The following is an 18,393-nucleotide window of genomic DNA, read 5'->3' as shown; positions in this document are numbered from 1 at the left end:
ACAGCTGAAGTTCTTTTTTATTATTTTATATCAGTTGTGTTTTTAGATATTTGCGCGAGCAAAGCTCCGAGATAAGCCTCTTCTATCGGCCACACCCCTAAACGGTTATTCATCATATGAATATAGTGAAAGGCTAGATGGGAAGCAGACGTTCTAATCTTATCGGACTCTTGTATCTGTGAAAAAGCACTCTCCAGCAGTTTTTGGTACCCATTCGTTGACTTGGTGACAAAAGGGTTAGAGTGCATTTTTTCTATGACAACATTTATTACATCAATCCGTTTTTCCGCAGCCTCCTTCAGCTTCGTTTTATAGGTTATTCCATCAGTATAATCAGCTCCGCTCCAATAATGCAGCATGCTTTCCCAAAGATCCTGTGTTTGGTCTGCTGATAAAGAAGCTTGTTCCGCTGTTTTTTTCATAAGAAAGAGAGCGAAATCAAAACGGTCATGATCTTTAAATCCAGGATCATTCAATAATGAAAGAACCAATTCACTCGAAGACTGAAAGATGTCTTCAGCTATATTAACGCCTTGGATGCCGCCGTATTTTTCATACTCCGGCTCATATTCCTCTTGTTGGAATCCGGATTCAAAATTTCTAGTATCGGTTTTGACAGGCAGCAGCCGGCTCATTTCTGAAAGAGGTTCAGCCAGGACTTTAGATAGACTGCTGTTCAAATGCTCTTCCGTAATCTCTTCAACGATATCAATGTCGTCTTCATTTACTAAAAAACGCAAACGGATATGAGGCCCTTGCATATCAATGTATCTGATAAAAAACCACTTATGTACTTGAACACTGTCTTTTACCTGCTTAACAATCGGCGTTACAATGTTAATGATAATATTTTCTAAATACTCAGCCCTCGGCACATAAATGCTGTAAAACACCCATTCCTTCATATAAAAACCCCTTTCTCATTAGCTATAGCCGATTCTTGCTTTTTCTCAACAGGCCATTGGAATAAAGACATATACTCAGAAGCAATTACGCGCCCTTCAGCATTTTCCAGCCAATGCTGGTGGCGATTAGGAAGTCCTTCAGTGAATGTTACAGACAAAAGATCATCTTCAACAATCGTGTTTACAGCAGCTGCGATAGAATGGTAGCTATTGAAATTCAGATACATTGGTTTTCTTTGTTTTGGATTCAGCATCACACTTGTTCTCTCTCCAGAAAGAAAACCCTCATCCGGAAGGCTGTACTTCTTTTGAAATGCTTTCATTCGTATAAAGTATGCATAGTCACTCTCTCGATTCTCTTTTAAAGGGAATAAGAATACCGGGATCCGCCAGCGGGCACGCCTTTGTACAATCCTCCCCTCCTGCATACGAGGATGAAATTCTACTTTTTCCGGCGGAGGTGATTTAGGAAATAGTGGTGATGTCACCCAATTGGTTTGGTAAGCATTAATCCATGGGTTCATAATGGTAAATAAATATGAGACAGGCCCATGCATCATGTGCTGTGGCACAGCACCAAAATACATAGGAGCAACAGGGCGCCCCTCTTTGTTTACAAATGCCAGCGTACCGCGCGGATCATGCACCAATAACAGATCCTTTAACAAAAGATCATTTTGATCTGCTGTTGGATTTTCACCAAGCCACCTTAAGGACTGTGCTGTAATACCTGGATCAGTTTGCAAATTGCTGAAATCTGAGATCATCGGAAAATGAACGATATCTGAGTGAGGGTTCATCACATGAATCCATCGCTTTGTAAGACTGTTTAAATTTCTCTGATCCTCATTAAACATTGATTGAAAGCGGAGTACCAGCCCCAGACCGGAACTGAGCTGGTTGATAACAAGCTGGTAGTCACCATTGGAAATGTCTTTACTGCCATTATTTGCTGCTAATTGATAAAACACAACCGCACTTGGGGGAACTGAGCTGCCGCTGCACGGGGCAAACACTCTGGACTCCTCCAGATTTACAGCTGTCTTTTTATCTTTCCGCAAGGCATTTTTAATCAGCCGGGGCCTATCTTTCCTCATTTCAAACTGATACAAAAACTCCTGAATGTCATGGCATATGCCTCCTTCCCCATACATCTCTATGAAGTGCTCACACAACAAATCATAGAGATGGGTCCGGAATTGATGCTTTCTCAACTGTCCAGAAAGCTGTTCTAAATCACGTTTGACCTGCTGGCCTAACGGCGGGTGATCTTCTATCCATTTCACATTTTCGTAAACAAGCTTTTCAGTTACTACACTTTTCGGTATTTTATCCGTAAGCTCACTGAATGCACGTTTTGACAGTCTGTAAATGAACTGATGATAGCGCAGTCTTTGCTTGGGCCCGCTTTTCGCAAGCTCCTCTACACAATGGTTCATCCATTTCACAATTCTTGCTATCCTTCTTGCTTTTTGGGTTTGTATCGGCTGTAAGAAATGATATAAACTGAGCAAAGGCTTTTCTGTTTTTCTTGAAAAAGGAAGTACCGGCTTGATCCATTGTTCAGCTGACAAGTCAGGTATTGTAAAAGAAGTATTTTTCAGCAATTCCTGTATCTCCGCATAACTCCCTGAACGGAGAGATTTGATCACCTTCAATTGTTCTTCTGACGAAATTTCTTCTGACACCATATTATCTTCACGCCATGCAAACCCGTTTAAAATGGTGTAAGAGCTTTTCAGCAGCCGCATATTGTTCTTTTTATCAGTGTGGAGGGTTTGATTTTTTTCGTAGTACAAGTACTGGGATAATTCGTTATGCTGCGCCATCTCAAAAATAAGTTCACTGCATATTGACTTAGAAATGCTGCAAAAGTTCGTTTTTTGATTATTTGTATCAGGAGGCGTGTTATCAGCTGAAAAAGAGGTCAAGCCAATCTTGGTAAACGTACTGAATGGGCTTGTTTTCATCGTTATTCTTCCTAAATAAGACATACTGGTGCGTGCGTATTGTTTGTGGGGCCTCCATAGTTTAGCCTTTTTCTTGTTATAAGCGGATAGATATTTCGGATTTGCCAGCGCCAATCCTTTTTGCCATTCTTCATTTTCCATTTCATTCGCTAAATGTTGGCCAGCCTCTTCAATCTCTTTCTCAAAAATTAGTTTGGTATCTTCCATATACCTTTGTCTGTCGTGAACGGCCATATACCAGCGGTTAAATAATTTATAATCAGAAACAGTCAATCGTTTCTGCAGTTCACTTCTATTTTTATCATCAATTTGAAAAGGACGGCTGTTAAAGATATCTCGTTTTACTTTTAAAAGAAAACGAAGAAAGTTCGTTTCATCATCGTTGAGACAGGAAATCAGATGAAAGAAAATGTCGCTTAGAGGCTCCTTCATTACTTCAATTTCTGTTTCCAAATTCAAAATCTTTTCTATATTTTCAGATGTCTGTTTTACATTAACACATGCCAAGCTATCGATACTGCCCCCGGCAGCCCTCAGCATAACAAAAGGCGCTACATGCCCTTTCATGATACATCACCCCATATATCCAAATGCATTTCGTAAAAGAAAGAAAAATGCCGATAGCAAACAGAAAAGATAAGTAAGTGAGACTAAACTGTAGGTAACGTAAATGATTTTTCTATTTTTCGCCACATGCTGTAAGTAAGCAGGAGGCTTTCTAAACGTGCTTACATGCAGCAAATATGTTAAGGCTCTTTTTCTCAGTGATAACTCCCCTGCAGCAGCCTCTACCGCGTGATATCCATCAGTAGGAAGCAGTAAATTCAAATTGCTAAGAACAAAAAGGATTTGCAAAAATGAAATAAGGTGCGCTGTCTCGCTTATAGTGCCTTGAGGAGCCAACATTGAGACGGCTGCCCACAAACCGCAAGCTAACAAATCTGAATACGGCCCGGCTAGCGCGATATGAATTCTGCTTTTCTTGCTTTTGAGCCGGTAGGTGTCTGTCCGGTCAACGTACGCAACTGGAATAAAATAATAGAGCAGAGCGACACCCGCTTCCCGTATGGTGATACCGTAAGCTTTCGTTACTAAGGCGTGAGCCATTTCATGAATAATCAAATGAAAAGCAATGACACAAACCAAAAAAATCCAATGAATGGAAGACCATTCGATCTGCCATCCTCCTGTCACATTGAGCAGAATAAAGGAAGAAATGGCACAAAAAAACAGAACATAAAAGGTTATTTTTTGAAGCATATTGGGAATAGAATGGTAAAGATGAAGCAGTGTTTCTGTTGATTTATTGAGAGACTTCGCCAATGGTAATCGAAGCATCGGTTTATCAGCTGCGCGGCGAATTGCCTGCTTCACCTGATGTTCAGGCAGCGGTTTTATATTTAAGACATTGGCTTTTCTTAAAGATGAAAAAAACATATAGACAATTTCAGGAAAGTTACCGTAATTTGCATAATTTTTTTCTAGTTGATTCACTATATCCTGGCCCGTGTTTGAACCATCCATTAAGTGAAAAATCTCCAAGCCAACTTTTGAAAGCCTGATATATTTCCCATTCTGTTTGTCAAACAACATGGGTTCTTCATTGGCGCCTATTAACAACTCGACTCCTTCACCTAAATAGAGGGGATTGACCAATAGTTCTTCATCGTACTGGTATTGAACTTGACCGTTGTTCATGGCATCATTAAACTCCTTTTATTAACATACAAATACGGTATAATAGATAAAGGAAAGTAAGACATGCGCCTGCTCGCAACAGGCACTTGCCTTACTTGTCTAAATAAGGGCTGATCACCCGTAGCTGCTTGCTGTGCCAGCAGTTGACGCTGTAGTTGCCGGACATGAAGCTGTTGTAAAAGAGGAAGCAGTGCTAGCTGTTCCTGCAACAGTCGCCAAATCCACTTGGGCCGGCAGCTCTTCAGCGTATAATTCCAATGTTTTAATAGTAGTATCCTTTTCAGACATAATGTCACCGCCTCATGTTTTTTAGGTTGATAACATCCTAATTTACCGTTGAAATGGTAGCTATTGTGGAGACAAACGTCGTCCACGATGCATAGGAAGCTCCTGTCGACATCGTCGAGACAATAGACGACATGTCTACTTGGGCCGGCAGCTCCTCTGCAAAGAGTTCCAGTTTTTCTGTTTGCTCGCAGTTAACCTTCAACATACACATCTCCTATTTGAATCATCCGTAGCAGCTGATCGTGCCGGCTGAAGCTGCTGTTGTTCCCGGACATGAAGCCGTACTGACTGATGACGTAGAACTGAAAGATGCCGCAATCGTTGCTAAATCAACTTGCTCCGGCAGTTCTTCTGCAAAAAGCTCCAATTCAAGAGTTTTATCCTTTTCCATTTTTCATTCCCCCTTATTATCCGCCGTATGATGAGATCGTGCCGGCCGTAGAAGCCGATGAACCCGCACATCCAACTGTACCGAATGTTGCAGATGTAGTGAAACCAGATAATGATTGAATTTCTGTCATTTCTTCAGCATAGAGTTCCAGTTCACACTCTTTTTTCTCTTTCATTAGTAAACCTCCTTTTATTGGATTTAAATAATGAATGTATTATTATCCAGAAAGTGATGATGCCGTTGATGCCGTCCCCGCTGTGCTTCCAGGGCACGAAGCTGAGCCAACAGTTGTGGCTGAAGCCCAAGTCGACAATGGCCCCATTGTAAAATCCATTTGCGTTTCAAGCTCTTCTGCAAATAATTCCAATTCAACTTTTTTCTCTTCCATCTTTATCACCTCCTTTCAAGTTATGTGCTTTGAAGAAGGTTTATTTTTCAGAAAAAGATAGCGGTTTTCCAAATGAGAACGCGCACAGTTGAGTCCGATGCCGGCCGTCAATAGGCGTGTATTCCCTTAGCGGTCTAGGAAGGGCGCCAGCAAAAATCGTTCCCTGAAGTCCAAGTGTTAACGCAGAAAGCCAAGCATTTTGAGCCGCTGCGCCGCCGCGCACCATCAAATGCCTGTAGCCGTGTCCGCCGTACTGCTTTACCGCCTGATTCATTGTCCCATTAATGATGATAATGGCAGGCGCATACACAAATTCTTTTTGGAGAAACCAGTCATCCGCTTTTTCTTGTTCCGGTATCTCGCCCATAGGCTTTAAAGAATGCGTTTCAGCGCAATAATCATAGAAGAATGGACACCGCAGATTTTGGACACGCCACGTGATAACAGATACCGTAATATCAATTCCCTGGCCGATCTGGCGCGCCCAATTTCTGTTATCTTCTTCTTTGACCGTCGCTAAAATCGTCCCCAAATCACTCAAATCAATTGCATGCTGATCATAAAATCGAGTGGCGGTACGCTCTTTCAATATGTGAAAAAGTTCTTTGCCTTCAAATTGTTTTTCCGGCAGCAGACATGATTCCCTTGTATTCAAGTTCTCTTGTTGCTGTCCCTCTACGGCACGATCGATTTCGCAGTCAAAATGAAAGGTTTTCGTTTCTTCGATTAATTTGTCTATCAGCTGAAATGGTTCAAAAGAAGCCATTGTCATCACCATCCGTCATCTAATCCGGCTAAAGCTATTACCGGTTCTTTTTTAGGATCGATTCCAAAACAGGATAAAAGCGCTTGCTCATTCCACTGATCAATCATATTTACTTTTATCCCGAGACCTGCAGATACAGCTTGCATTTGTGATAGAGCGACCCCTCCATCTAAATGAATGACTTTATAAGCAAAACCATTGTATTTGCTGGCAACTCTTTCATAAGCCCCTGTCAAGAGAACAAACGCCTTTGGAAGATTGTCTTCTTTTAGTCCTGTTATATCAGTTATTTTCTTCTTGATTTCTCCTATTGTTAATGATGGACCGACTTTTGCCAATGAGTGATCCAAGTACTGGTAAAAGTAGCAGTTAGGAGCTAGTCCGTTTACTGACAGGGCAAGAATGTAAATCTGGCAAGATCCCAAGTTGCCCCCGGTTGGCGCCCACCTCTGCACTTTTCCAGTTGCCTGGCCGCTGTCTGCGTCTCTTAACCCACCGCTAGTCAAACATAAGCGAGTTAACGCTTCCAGATTCAATTCCTCTCTTCCAGACATAGGCTGTATTCTGTTTTTCAGGAAACCGCCTTTTGGCTGCGGCAAAAGCTCTTCGGTCGGCAGCTCATATAAGGCAGCACTCGGATAGCTTTTTGCTTCATTTGTTAGTAACAAGTTTTTTGGGTTGTAATGGACTTGATGACTTTTAGGGTTAATCAAATGTTTTGATGGAAAGGCGATTGCATTTTCAAACTGCAATACAGGATGAAGCTCATTCTCGGAGTCGCCGGTGCAGCAACTGCCGTCCGGTCTTGGATGGACCTTTTTGCTGGTGCACGTCCAATTATCGAATCGGAATGTGAGATACTCTGTTCCGGTTGCAGAAGGAGCAAGCCTCGTAATGAAATAAACAATTTCAACCGCAGAATAATATTCCCACATTTCAATATGTTCAAGGCTTGGTTTGCCTTGGCCATCTTCTGATTCAACTGTTATTTGATAGTCTCGATAAGTGGCTGTTTCATTTTTTTCAAAATATGGCCCCAGAACACCGACATTTCCTGCTGCTCGTGTGAGTATCCATGGAATATTCTTTTCATGGCAGATATGATCCAATGACCTTAATTGTTTGTGGTTCAAAGGATTGGTGCAGAAGACAATCACAAGGTCGGCATGATCGATGTTCACTTCATCTGAGAGCCGTGCTGTTACAACATTTTCTCCTCCCATATATACAAGTTCCTCATGAAGGATCTTGCCATGCTCTGAATCAGTCAATAGCAGAATCTCAGCAGTTTTCAATTTATGTAATCCTTCTGCCGCACTTCTGTTTACTCTTGTCGAATCAGTACTTCGCTGAAAAAATTGGTAAACATCAGGCTCAAAACAGCTTGTATCTATCCCTTCATCACCTTCCGCATCATCAAGCAAACCGCGCATGAACAATAAAGAAAGAATGTTGCTGATGTCTCTTGGAGAATATTGGTCAAACTCCGCCATAATATCTTTAATGGTATACGAACCATTGAGAAATGGTATTAGATTTGGCAAAAAGCGCGTAACAGCATTTCCTTTCAGCACCTGCAAATGTTCTGTTCCATGAAATAACATAGAATCTTGATCCGGAATCATTTGAAGACTTGCGATTAAGCGCGGCTTTTTAGGCAATCGAAAATTCGGGTCAAAGTAAGCCGCATGGCCAACTTGCTCAGCTGACATGACTGATGCAGGTTTCATTTCGTAAGCACTTCCCCTCTTCTATGACTTAACAATGATTGAAGGTCTTCAGATAACTGTGCCACGCTGCGGTTTTCTTCAGAGCGTTTTAATCCACATCTCGGGCAGCCATGCACTGACATGGTTTGTGAACAGAAGGATTCTCTTGTCAGCATGTTTAATTGCCAAACTCGCCCAGATTGTGATTGCTCATTCTCGTCAATTGATTTTATAATTGTCGAAGCGAAAACGGCTGACCAGCCGGCAAAGCTGCGTAAAAATCCCTTTGGTCCCGCGTCTGGATGGCTATGATAATATGCATCTATTTTTTTGACATACTGAGGAACCGGTGAATGCTGTAAATAACGAGATTCAAAACAATGGTAGCATGTCCCTTCACCAGGTATAACAAGCGGGCCTATTCTGATATACGGATGATCCATAGTAATGGGAAGCCACGGTTCATTCCATTTAAAACAAAGCTGGTCGAGCTGTTTTGAAATAAAAGAAGATGATTTCCAAGAGGCAAAGATATGCAATCGAGCAGATGGAAAACGGTCTGACGGCAATAAGTAGAGCGGCTCGTTTAATGGCGTAATCACAATATGATCGATTTTTTTAGAAAGCTGCTGTGCGACTTCCCTGCCAAAGTCTCCTGTTGTCATGATATGAATGGGTTTCATTTATAAAATCTCCTTCCTTATTAAGCAAACGGCTGAGGCCAAGCATTAATTTCGCTCTCCGTTTTCACCGGATAACCCATCGCTTTTGTTGCTTCATAAAGACGCTGGTGCCCTAAAAAACGGCAGCGGTAACTGAAGGACAAAGGCTGAAGGCCGGGTATAATGACACGAACCACGCGCATATCAGCATGAATGGCTTCATCGGTTGTCAGATCAACTGCAAATGCCTCAAGTCCCTTTTCCTCAAGACGATTTAAAAGAAATTTTAAATTTTCTCCCGCATTTTCTTGCTCAAGGTTTGGTAATTCTGAAAGATTGGATTGATTCGGCGAATGTACTAGAAAATCATAGGCATGCAGCCTTTCAGCTTTCCCCATATAGGTCGCGCCGTGGAACACATTGTAGAAATCATCTATATCTTGCGGCGCAGGGCGCTCTGCCATCATGGCGATGCGTGAAGAAGCGGCTTCCCTCATAACTTTGTTTATTGCTTTATGAGGATTTAAATCAGTCGCACACATAATCAAGGCAGCCAGTTTTTTATTATCGGGTGTCAGCTGCAAGGAATAAATGGTTGGAATGCCTAAGTCCGTTGTACCATCGAACAGATATTGCTTGATATTTCCATTCTCGAATGTTTTATTTAAAAATTCAGTCATTTCTTGATCTGGCTTTTTATCAAAGATGATGTGAGGAAGAGGAAGTTCTTGATACCAAGTTAAAGAGATCGCGTCCCTTTCAATGACTTCACATATCGCATTTACAAGAGCTTGTTCATAAGAGGTATGTGCAGCACAGCCGGTCGAAATCGGAAGCCAAAAGCGCTCACCTTGGCTCATAGCCGGCAAATGCAAATAGGTCATGATGGCTGGAATCCATGTCTCTTCTTGTGTGTGAAGAGACATGCCCTTTACCCACCTCAACGGAGAATCTAATAATGGTTTATTTACCGGGCAGCGGGGATGAGATCGTTCAGTTTCTGAGCAGATGGGAATTTTTTTTAAATCTAAAGCTTTCGACCCTAATTCCTCAGCTGTTGCCCAAATAAACTGTTCCTCACTATACACACAGCTGGAATATCGTTCTAATGCTTCAGCAATCGCTTTAATTCGACTATCTTTTTCGTGAAGTGATCCTCCTGCACCATCCATATCTCCCGTCAACGACTTCCCCGGATTTAAGCTTGATATATGGGACAGAGACTGAGAAATATCTCCCGTAGATGCAACTTGAATTGGGAAATCAGGTTCACCAGGATAGGTCGGGAGGGAAGATACTCTGTTTATAAATCCTCCTAAAGGCTGTACTAGTTTTTCCAACGAATGAGCCATTCACGCACCTCCATTTTTTCAAAAAAACGTAAATTCTATGCTATGAATTTATTATATTAGATATATCAATCTGGATCTATGTCGAAAACCTTAATATACGTTAAGATTAATAATACTTTTTTCCTAATTTTATAAGTTTTGTCATTTTCATCTGAACTGAATTGTCTTTGCTCCCGTATATGCTAATGAAATCATACGTCTCAGTTGTCTTATCTAAAGGAGGAGATTCAGATTAATTACACAAAAAGAGAAATGCTTCTAATTGGCGATTGGTTATTAGACTCTGAACGTGAAATGCTGGTGAATGAAAATTCCACTATTCCCCTTTCCAGAATTCAATTTCGTTTGCTTCATTGTTTAGCTGTCAATAACGGCAGACCAGTATCCAAAGCCAAACTCATAAAATATGCGTGGGGAGAGGAAGGGTTCGCTACAAAGAATGCATTGTATGTATATATTAATCGGCTGAGACGACTAATCGAGAAAGATGTAAAACGTCCCAGGCATATCTTATGCCTGAGAAAAGAAGGCTACATTCTCTATCCAAAACATTAAAGGAGTGTGACAGTTACATGAAGTCCAGCTTACCTATCACCGTGCAAAATCTAAATAAGTCTTACGAGGATCATCAAGTCATAAAGGGAATTTCTTTTGATTTGAGAAAAGGGGAAGTTTTTGGGCTTTTAGGTCCGAACGGAGCGGGGAAAACAACAATCTTAGAATCTATCATCGGATTGCGCAAACCAAGCGGCGGCGAAGTTTCAGTGATGGGTTACAACCCATTGAAACAGCCTGAAAAAATCCGTCCATTTATTGGGGTTCAGCCTCAAGAAACCACTCTATTTCCTTATTTGAAAGTAGGAGAAACTTTGAAATTATTTTCTTCCTTATATAATAAATCAAGATCTCCTGAAGAAATATTAAAGCTGGTAGGTTTAGAAGACATGATGAACAAACCCACTCGCAAACTATCAGGGGGGCAAAGGAAAAGGCTGCTGATCAGCATTGCACTTATATCTGATCCTGATATTTTGTTTTTAGATGAACCGACCGCCTCTTTAGATCCTCATTCACGCCGGCAAATCTGGGATATTATCCAATCCCTTAAGGAAAATGGGAAAAGTGTTTTCTTAACAACACACTCAATGGAAGAGGCCTATACACAATGCGACCGTACTGCTATTTTAAATAACGGGAAGTTTGCCGCCCTCGGAACGCCGGTAGATTTAATACAAACCCATTGTCCTCAGCAGCGCTTGTTCCTAAAGTACACCGATCAGAAAAAAGTGGCTCAATTGAAAAATATTCCCGAAATAAAAAAATCTTCAATAAAAACACTGCCTATTGGCTACGAGCTTGAAATCGTGGCCGAACCCATTACCAAAAATGTAATTTCTTCGATTATCAAACAGATTGACGCAGAGTGGTCCAGCATCCGCATTGAACAGGGAACCTTGGAAGATGTTTTTCTTAAGCTTACGGGAAAGAAAATACGAGAGGGTGTTTTGGTATGATGAATAAACGTGCTTTTTCTGCGCTTCTATTCATGAATATAAAAGAACTGATTCGAAATCCTTTAACCTTTTTTATGGTTCTCGCCTTTCCGTTTCTATTCCTGATTATGTTTGGTGTTCTCTCCAGCTCTACGGGAGTCGGTACAGATTTATTTGAGTTTATCATTCCTGGCATTATTGTGATGGCATTCTTTACGCTTGCTATAAACGGAACTTCCACTCCTATCATACAAATGAGGGACCAGGGAACTTTGCGATTAATTGGTTTAACTGAAGCATCAAAGCTGACCTTTGTGCTTTCTCAAATATGCGCTCGTTTTGTTTTAGCAGCTTTTCAACTTGTTGCGCTGCTTAGTATCGCTTATTTCAATGGAATGTTACAAGCACAGAATATCCCTCAAATCATGCTTGTTTCACTTATCGGGCTTCTCATGCTGTTTGCACTTGGTTATACTGTGGGAAGCATGCGTCTCTCTATTGAAGCTGTAAATGGGCTTTCAGGTGGCATGCTGGCCCCTCTGCTAATCGTGTGCGGATTAATTATGCCGATGAACCTGCTTCCCTCTTGGCTTGAAACAGTATCGAAATTTATCCCTCTCACCTACTTTGGAGAACTTCTGCGTTATTATTTAAATGGAGACAATCCATCTCTTGGCGTGTTATTCAGCTATCTTATTTTAATCGCTTCAACTGCACTTCTGGCTTTTGCAGCTGTCCGTTTGTTTCGTTGGGATAATATCCGCGGATAACATCATACAAAAACAGACCATCTCTTGTCACATTCCCGCAGCCTAATCCCGCCATACTCAGGCCAACAGGGACAAATCCCCTGTTGGTCCTTCTTTATGATTTACTTTTTTTCCAAACAGAACGCAAACATCATCCCCCTGATATGCAGCATCATTTGAGTCTGTTTTAATAGTGTTTAATCTCTCTTACACCTTTAGACAAAATATTCATTTTTTCTTTTTTAGACTCAAATCTATGTCGAAAATGATCGTTTGGCATATCTTATTCTATCTCCACTAAAGGAGGTGACATTATGGGATTCTACAATTCTGGTGGATATTCTGGCGGAAACTCTGGTTATTCAAGCGGTCTCGGCAGCTCCTTCGCTTTAATCGTAGTGCTATTCATTTTGTTAATCATTGTTGGAGCTTCTTTCTTTAGCGGTTATTAAGTTTGACTTTGCCAATCCTCTGCGGTATCAGCACCTCCCTGTCCGGCAGACGCCATAAGAGTTTTTATGGCGTCTTTGCTATGTGAAGCTGGAGCTATCAATTCTACGAAATGTACCGTATGTTTTCCCACACGCTGTCTGACCGCTTTTTCATAGTAAAATGTCAGGCTAAAAAAATCCGGCTTTTAAAAGCCGGACTCCCGTCTATCTCCGTTCAACTCTTCTCTAATCCTGCAAGCAGACCGCATAATCCCGCCATACCCGGTACACCGGCACAAATTCCCCGCCAGCCCCTCTTCTATGTCTTCGTCAGCCGGATGAGGGTTTTCCTCAAACAGCGCTTTAAGGGCAATCGTCATTCCCGGCGTACAGTATCCGCATTGGAAGCCGCCTTCCTCTAAGAAAGCGGTTTGGCAGATATCCAGCTCTTCTTTTTGAAGCCCTTCGATGGTTGTTATGGAGTGTCCGTCTGCTTGATAGGCCATCGTCATGCACGCATTGGCCAGCCTTCCGTCGATAAGGATAGAGCACGCTCCGCAGCGGCCGATTCCGCAGGACACCTTTGTCCCTGTCAGCTGAAATTCCTTTCTAAGCAGGTCACTTAGACGAGCCGTGGGAATGGCCGCTACCTCACGCTCCTGCGCATTTACGGTCATTCGGTACAGTCCCTTTTTTACAGGAAGTGATCCAGCTTCTTTTACGTCCATTGCTTCAGCCCCTTTCTGTCTATCGCTTCCAGCAGCTCTTCTCTTGAAATGGGCAGCTTATTCATCCAGCAGCCGACCGCATCATGTATGGCCTTTACAATTGCCGGAGTGATGGCGATCGTTCCGATTTCGCCGACGCCGCGCGGACCGTGGGAATCGCCTTCCATCAGCTCTTCTATCGCGGTCAGCTTCATATCTGGAACATCCTTCACACCGGGAATGATATACTGGTCCAGATTCTCCGCCGCATAACGGCCGTCCGTCATTTTGGCTTCCTCCATTAGTGTGTAGCCGAGCGCCATTGCAGCGCCGCCTTCAATTTGACCTCGATAACCCTGCGGACTGACAACCGGACCTGCTGCAATAGCATGCTCACAATCTATCACTTTGACATCGCCTGTTAACAGATCTACCTCCACCTCAACGGCAGCTGCACCGAAAGAATACAAGAAATGACTGCCTGGTGCTACGACAGGATCAGGCGTTGTTGGAAAGTCAAATGCCGTTTCCTCTGTCAAAGGGCCTTTTTCAGCCAGCTCCTTATACGTCACCACGAGCGCCTTTGTGTTTTTGTCACGCAATCCTGCAGCGCCGGGAATAAGGTTTTCCGCTGAACAGCCGCTCCATTCTGCCGCCCGTTTTTTCAACTGAGCTAGAAACGGCTTCTTCAAACGCTGGATCGCGTGCCACACCATGCTTGTGCCGCGGGATGCTGTGGAGGAGCCTGACTTCGGTACTTTTGCGGTATCCCCAATAACAATGGAAATATCCTCCGCGGCACAACCTAACTCCTCCGTGACAATATGTTCAATCGCTGCTAGAATCCCCTGTCCGCATTCTTCAAATCCAAACGAAGCAGTGATTTTGCCTTCACTAGAAAGAGACAAACGGCCTCCCGCCGCATCCATTCGGCCATACCCCAGCCCTCCGCCGTGCATTGTGATTGCCGCTCCCGTGCCTCTTTGCAGATACCCGCATTTCCGGCTTGTTCTTGTAAGAATGGGAGATTTAGAAATGGTGTCCAACACTTGCGCCGCTCCGTCAGTTGGTGCAATCCGATGCTCAAGCGGCCCCAAGTCATGCGGATTTCTGATATTTTTCCCTCTCAGCTCCAGCGGATCAATGCCGAGCATGCTGCTGAGACGATCTAGATGGGTTTCGAGTGCAAATGTGATTTGGTTGCCGCCAAAGCCCCGAAATTCTCCAGCCACCCCGTTGTTCGTAAATACAGATATTCCTTCAGTCCGGATATTCGGAATACGGTACGGCCCCGCGGCGTGCTCGACAGAAAAGTCAAGAACTGCCGGTCCAAGCGTAGCATAAGCGCCTGTGTCCGCCACAATTTTCACGTCATGCGCCAATAGATTTCCTGCATGATCCGCACCCGTTTTTATCGTAATCTTCATCGGATGGCGCTTAATGCCAGAACGTACAGATTCCTTTCGTGTTTGATGAACTTTGACCGGGCGTCTGCTTTTCAAGGCCAAAAGTGCTGCATACGGCTGGATATTCAGTTCATCCTTCCCTCCGAATGAGCCGCCCATCGGACTTGACACAACCCTGATCTTCTCTTCAGGAATGTCAAAAATACGGGCAAGCTGGAACCGGTCTTTATAGCCGTGCTGCGTGCCTGCATACATCGTAAAGCCGCCATCATCCTCCGGAACGGCTACGCCTCCCTCCGTTTCCATATACGTATGCATCTGCCGCGGCAGCTCATAGGTTTCTTCAAGGACTGTGTCAGATGCTCGAAAACCCTGTTCCACATCACCGTTTGAAAAAAACGCGCGGTGCAGGATATTCCCGTCCTCGTGCAGTCTATGCGCGCCCGGCTGAAGCGCTTTTTTAGGTGAATCAATGACCTCCAGTTCTTTATACTCAACGCAAATCAGCTCCAGCGCAGCCTCCGCGATTTCCTCCGTTTCCGCAGCAACTGCGGCGATCGCATCTCCGACATGCCGCACCCTGTCCTCGCATAAAACCGGCTGATCAGGGATGACAAGGCCAAATCGGTTTAAGCCGGGAACGTCTTTATGCGTGACGACGGCCCGCACGCCTTCCACTTTCTCAGCTTTCATGGTGCAAATCGACACAATCTCTGCATGAGGATAAGCACTTCTCAGCACTTTGCCATACAGCATTCCTGGAAAGCTGAGATCGGTCATATATTTCAGTTCCCCTGTGACCTTTTCCCTTCCATCCGGCCTGACTCTTGATGGTTTGTTGATGATCATTTATTCCCCTCCCTCAGCCATCAGCTCTGCCATGATGACGTTGGCAGCGGCTTTTTTTCTGTATGCCGCTGACATAAAATCATCTGCGGAAAACGGCAGCTCATGGATAAGTGTTTTGTACAGCTCATGCGGGTCCCACCCTGATGCCTTCCATTTCGCTTCGCTGTCCAATAATCTTTCAGGCGTGATATCGGCATGGCCAGCGGCGAGACGAATGCCGCCGTCTTTCAAAAAACGTCCGGCTGCAACAGCAACCGCTCCTGTAAAAGCCTGACGCCTCCCAAGCTTGCGGTAAAATACACGCTCTCCCTCCGCCCGCGGGACGATGACACGCGTGACGATAGCCGTTTCAAAGTCTCCATCCACAAGCCAAGCGCCTAACGGCAGCCTGATCTGTTCCTTTTGATACACGATAAGCTCAGCATCAAGCACAAGCAAAAGCGGAATCAAATCACCGATTTTACTCGCTATGTTTCCGCCAATTGTCGCCTGGCTGCGGATTGCAGGTGCGGCGACAGCGGAAGCAGCCTCACTGAAGCAGCTAATTGCGCTCTTGATTAAAGGGTTCTTTCTGCATTCACTCAGTGTGGTCAGCGCCCCGATCGACACGTGGGTGTCACTGACGCTTATCCCTCGCATCTCGTCAATCCCTTCAAGGCTGACAAGGTGCTGTTTCGGCAAAATTCCTTTGTCCCACTGAAGCTGAAGCAGCGTGCTTCCCGATGTGGCACATACATCCGGAGCAAGCTGCTGCAAAAGCGAATAGGCCTCATCAAGCGCTGACGGCCTCCACAATTGAATATTCATCCTTTCTTTGGTCACTTGGCCGTTCAAGCCATCACCCTCCTTACCATGTCATATTCCTCGGATGTATCAATATCCTCCAACTCACCGCTTCTCTTTGCCTCCAAAACCGCACCTGCTCCAAGCTTTCCGCTTTTCAGGAGCCTGCGAGCCCCTTCATCTCCCTTTAGCCCCTTTATATAAGGAAAACAAGCCGATGAGAAGTAGATTGGCGGGGTGAACGCCCCTAAAAATGATGACACGGCAAATGACTCAGGAGCCAGTGCCACAAGGGCATTGAGATGATCAACGGAAAGAAAAGGCTGGTCGGCTAACAAAATGACAACGCCGTCCGCCCCCATGCTTTCTGCTTTTCGCACCCCGCTGCTGATTGAATGCCCCTGACCCTTTTCCGCATCTGGACAAACATGCAGACTCCAGCGTTTTTGAAAAGGCGGTGCTTGATATGGCGATCCTATCCACTCAAGGGAGGCATGCTTTGTCCGCACGACGACCAGCACATGATCAAGGCGGGACGACAGAGCAGTTTTCAAAGAAAGTGAGCCGATGGTTTCTTCTTTTAGCGGCAAAGCCAGCTTGTTTTGGCCCATTCTTTTGCTATTGCCGGCAGCGAGAAATACCCCAACCAGATAGGGGCTACTCATACAACCGCCACCCGTTTTCTTGTTTGAATGATTTCTGCCACTACACTTACCGCAATTTCCTCGGGACCTTCTGCACCGATGTCCAGCCCGACCGGACTGTAAAAATGAGACGGAGGCTGTTTTCCGTTCAGCAGCCGTTTTGTACGATTTGCCGAACCCAACAGTCCAATATAATGGAGATTTTGAGAAAATAAGAAGTTGATGATCATTTGATCGTGCTGATAATGATGGGTTGCCACAACTGCTGCATCATGCGAAGAAAATTGGAATTCGCTGAGCATTTGTTCAGGAAAAGCGGTGATCAGCTGATCCGCTTTTGGAAAAAGAGAGGATGTGCAATAAGCGGGCCGCCAATCCGTCACGATAACAGAAAACCCTGTATCAGCCGCCAAATTGGCCAGCGGTACAGTATCCGGTCCCGCCCCGAACAGAATGAGACGCGGTTTCGGTTCAATTCGCTGAATAAACATGTTAGTTGGCGGATCGAAATGCGGTAAATGAAGCGTTGAAACAGTACGTTGAATATTTTGCAGAGGCGCGTCCGGCCAGTTCCCAAAATGCCCATTCTCCGTCAGAAATAAATAATGGGAGGATTCAATCTTTACAATAGAAGTGACAGCTTTGCCTGAATGAAGGCATTCCCTCACTTTTTCATAGTGGCGCCTTTTTCCCTGAGTGATTCGCTCCGCATGAACATGAATCATGCCGTTACACCCGGCTCCCATGCCCCAGGACAGATCATCCTCCGCCCGCATGTCGTAGGGAAGCAGCGCTGACGTGAGCTGATCGCCCAGCGCACTGATTCGTTGGCATAAATCTTCTTCCACGCACCCGCCGCTCAGCAAGCCAATCCGCTGGCCGTTTTTCTTAAAGAGCATAGAAGCGCCTGCTTTTCGATAAGCGGAGCCTTCAACCTGAACAATGGTCGCCAGCACAGCCTCCTCCTGGTCTTCCAGGAGCGCGTCTAACACCGTGTGGAAATTTCCCAATGCTGCATCCTCCTCTCAAAAATTGCTGTGAGAAACAACGAGTTCCGCGTGATTGTATGGGTAACTTGTATAAAGAATAGATGATGGAAGAGAAAATGACTCATGATTTGTCAGAAAATGAAACACATAGAAAGAGGATTTGTAAAAAGAGTCAAACGAAGAAAATCAAATTGGAGAAAACACGAAATGATA

The 18,393-nt window shown here is 44.2% G+C and carries 21 protein-coding genes; 4 read left to right on the top strand and 17 right to left on the bottom strand.

The window, feature by feature from the left end:
- Positions 1-20: 20 nt before the first annotated feature.
- From NZD81_RS15895 to NZD81_RS15840, 12 genes are all read right to left on the bottom strand, one after another.
- The gene (locus NZD81_RS15895) at positions 21-905 is read right to left on the bottom strand and encodes a thiopeptide-type bacteriocin biosynthesis protein (protein ID WP_014665264.1); all 885 of its coding nucleotides are present in this window, start codon (positions 903-905) and stop codon (positions 21-23) included.
- Positions 902-3,442 carry a lantibiotic dehydratase gene (locus tag NZD81_RS15890; RefSeq protein WP_136653721.1) on the bottom strand — a complete coding sequence of 847 codons (2,541 nt, stop codon included), beginning with the start codon at positions 3,440-3,442 and terminating at the stop codon, positions 902-904. Before NZD81_RS15890 ends, NZD81_RS15895 begins: the two co-directional genes overlap by 4 nt.
- A gap of 6 nt (positions 3,443-3,448) precedes the next feature.
- On the bottom strand, positions 3,449-4,573 hold the full coding sequence (locus NZD81_RS15885; protein WP_014665266.1) for a PqqD family peptide modification chaperone: 1,125 nt from the start codon (positions 4,571-4,573) through the stop codon (positions 3,449-3,451).
- 114 nt (positions 4,574-4,687) lie between these two features.
- Positions 4,688-4,861: a thiocillin family RiPP gene (locus tag NZD81_RS15880; protein ID WP_014665267.1), complete on the bottom strand. Its 174-nt coding sequence runs from the start codon at positions 4,859-4,861 to the stop codon at positions 4,688-4,690.
- Positions 4,862-4,898: 37 nt separating this feature from the next.
- Positions 4,899-5,066, bottom strand: a complete 168-nt coding sequence (locus NZD81_RS15875) for a thiocillin family RiPP (protein ID WP_014665268.1) — start codon at positions 5,064-5,066, stop codon at positions 4,899-4,901.
- Positions 5,067-5,084: 18 nt separating this feature from the next.
- Positions 5,085-5,252: a thiocillin family RiPP gene (locus NZD81_RS15870; protein ID WP_014665269.1), complete on the bottom strand. Its 168-nt coding sequence runs from the start codon at positions 5,250-5,252 to the stop codon at positions 5,085-5,087.
- A 16-nt stretch (positions 5,253-5,268) separates the two neighbouring features.
- Positions 5,269-5,427, bottom strand: coding sequence for a thiocillin family RiPP (locus NZD81_RS15865; RefSeq protein ID WP_014665270.1), 159 nt, complete (start codon positions 5,425-5,427; stop codon positions 5,269-5,271).
- Between the two features lie 42 nt (positions 5,428-5,469).
- Entirely contained in the window at positions 5,470-5,640 is a 171-nt protein-coding gene (locus NZD81_RS15860) for a thiocillin family RiPP (RefSeq protein ID WP_014665271.1), read from the bottom strand.
- A 40-nt stretch (positions 5,641-5,680) separates the two neighbouring features.
- On the bottom strand, positions 5,681-6,406 hold the full coding sequence (locus NZD81_RS15855) for a nitroreductase family protein (protein ID WP_282373375.1): 726 nt from the start codon (positions 6,404-6,406) through the stop codon (positions 5,681-5,683).
- Positions 6,407-6,411: 5 nt separating this feature from the next.
- On the bottom strand, positions 6,412-8,136 hold the full coding sequence (locus NZD81_RS15850) for a nitroreductase family protein (RefSeq protein WP_289860970.1): 1,725 nt from the start codon (positions 8,134-8,136) through the stop codon (positions 6,412-6,414).
- Positions 8,133-8,798 carry a TOMM precursor leader peptide-binding protein gene (locus tag NZD81_RS15845; protein WP_282373381.1) on the bottom strand — a complete coding sequence of 222 codons (666 nt, stop codon included), beginning with the start codon at positions 8,796-8,798 and terminating at the stop codon, positions 8,133-8,135. The genes NZD81_RS15850 and NZD81_RS15845 overlap by 4 nt, the downstream gene beginning before the upstream one ends.
- 20 nt (positions 8,799-8,818) lie before the next feature.
- Positions 8,819-10,129, bottom strand: a complete 1,311-nt coding sequence (locus NZD81_RS15840; protein ID WP_014665275.1) for a YcaO-like family protein — start codon at positions 10,127-10,129, stop codon at positions 8,819-8,821.
- Between the two features lie 252 nt (positions 10,130-10,381).
- Between NZD81_RS15840 and NZD81_RS15835 the strand changes: the two genes are divergently transcribed.
- From NZD81_RS15835 to NZD81_RS15820, 4 genes are all read left to right on the top strand, one after another.
- Positions 10,382-10,684 (top strand): winged helix-turn-helix domain-containing protein, encoded by a 303-nt coding sequence (locus NZD81_RS15835; protein WP_040081914.1) that lies wholly within the window; start codon positions 10,382-10,384, stop codon positions 10,682-10,684.
- Positions 10,642-11,643, top strand: a complete 1,002-nt coding sequence (locus NZD81_RS15830) for an ABC transporter ATP-binding protein (protein ID WP_237711709.1) — start codon at positions 10,642-10,644, stop codon at positions 11,641-11,643. The genes NZD81_RS15835 and NZD81_RS15830 overlap by 43 nt, the downstream gene beginning before the upstream one ends.
- The gene (locus tag NZD81_RS15825) at positions 11,640-12,392 is read left to right on the top strand and encodes an ABC transporter permease (RefSeq protein WP_014665278.1); all 753 of its coding nucleotides are present in this window, start codon (positions 11,640-11,642) and stop codon (positions 12,390-12,392) included. Before NZD81_RS15830 ends, NZD81_RS15825 begins: the two co-directional genes overlap by 4 nt.
- Before the next feature lie 293 nt (positions 12,393-12,685).
- A complete protein-coding gene (locus NZD81_RS15820; RefSeq protein ID WP_069150253.1) occupies positions 12,686-12,823 on the top strand; it encodes a YjcZ family sporulation protein in 138 nt (45 codons plus the stop codon).
- Positions 12,824-13,008: 185 nt separating this feature from the next.
- Here the strand turns inward: NZD81_RS15820 and pucE are convergent, their stop codons facing one another.
- From pucE to NZD81_RS15795, 5 genes are read right to left on the bottom strand one after another with little or no spacing between them, the layout of a single operon-like run.
- Positions 13,009-13,530: a xanthine dehydrogenase subunit E gene (gene pucE / locus NZD81_RS15815; protein WP_069150254.1), complete on the bottom strand. Its 522-nt coding sequence runs from the start codon at positions 13,528-13,530 to the stop codon at positions 13,009-13,011.
- Complete coding sequence (gene pucD, locus NZD81_RS15810) at positions 13,521-15,764, bottom strand: xanthine dehydrogenase subunit D (protein WP_282373389.1); 2,244 nt, start codon at positions 15,762-15,764, stop codon at positions 13,521-13,523. Before pucD ends, pucE begins: the two co-directional genes overlap by 10 nt.
- Positions 15,765-16,598, bottom strand: a complete 834-nt coding sequence (pucC, locus tag NZD81_RS15805) for a xanthine dehydrogenase subunit C (protein WP_282373391.1) — start codon at positions 16,596-16,598, stop codon at positions 15,765-15,767.
- A complete protein-coding gene (pucB, locus tag NZD81_RS15800) occupies positions 16,595-17,212 on the bottom strand; it encodes a xanthine dehydrogenase accessory protein PucB (RefSeq protein ID WP_282373393.1) in 618 nt (205 codons plus the stop codon). Before pucB ends, pucC begins: the two co-directional genes overlap by 4 nt.
- Positions 17,209-18,201, bottom strand: a complete 993-nt coding sequence (locus NZD81_RS15795; RefSeq protein ID WP_134975150.1) for an XdhC family protein — start codon at positions 18,199-18,201, stop codon at positions 17,209-17,211. The genes pucB and NZD81_RS15795 overlap by 4 nt, the downstream gene beginning before the upstream one ends.
- Positions 18,202-18,393 lie beyond the last annotated feature (192 nt).

The organism is Bacillus sp. B.PNR1, from assembly GCF_030386235.1.
In the GTDB taxonomy this organism is placed as follows: Bacteria; Bacillota; Bacilli; order Bacillales; family Bacillaceae; genus Bacillus; species Bacillus stercoris.
Note: the sequence above shows the minus strand (reverse complement) of the source record. Positions and strands in the feature narration are given on the sequence as shown.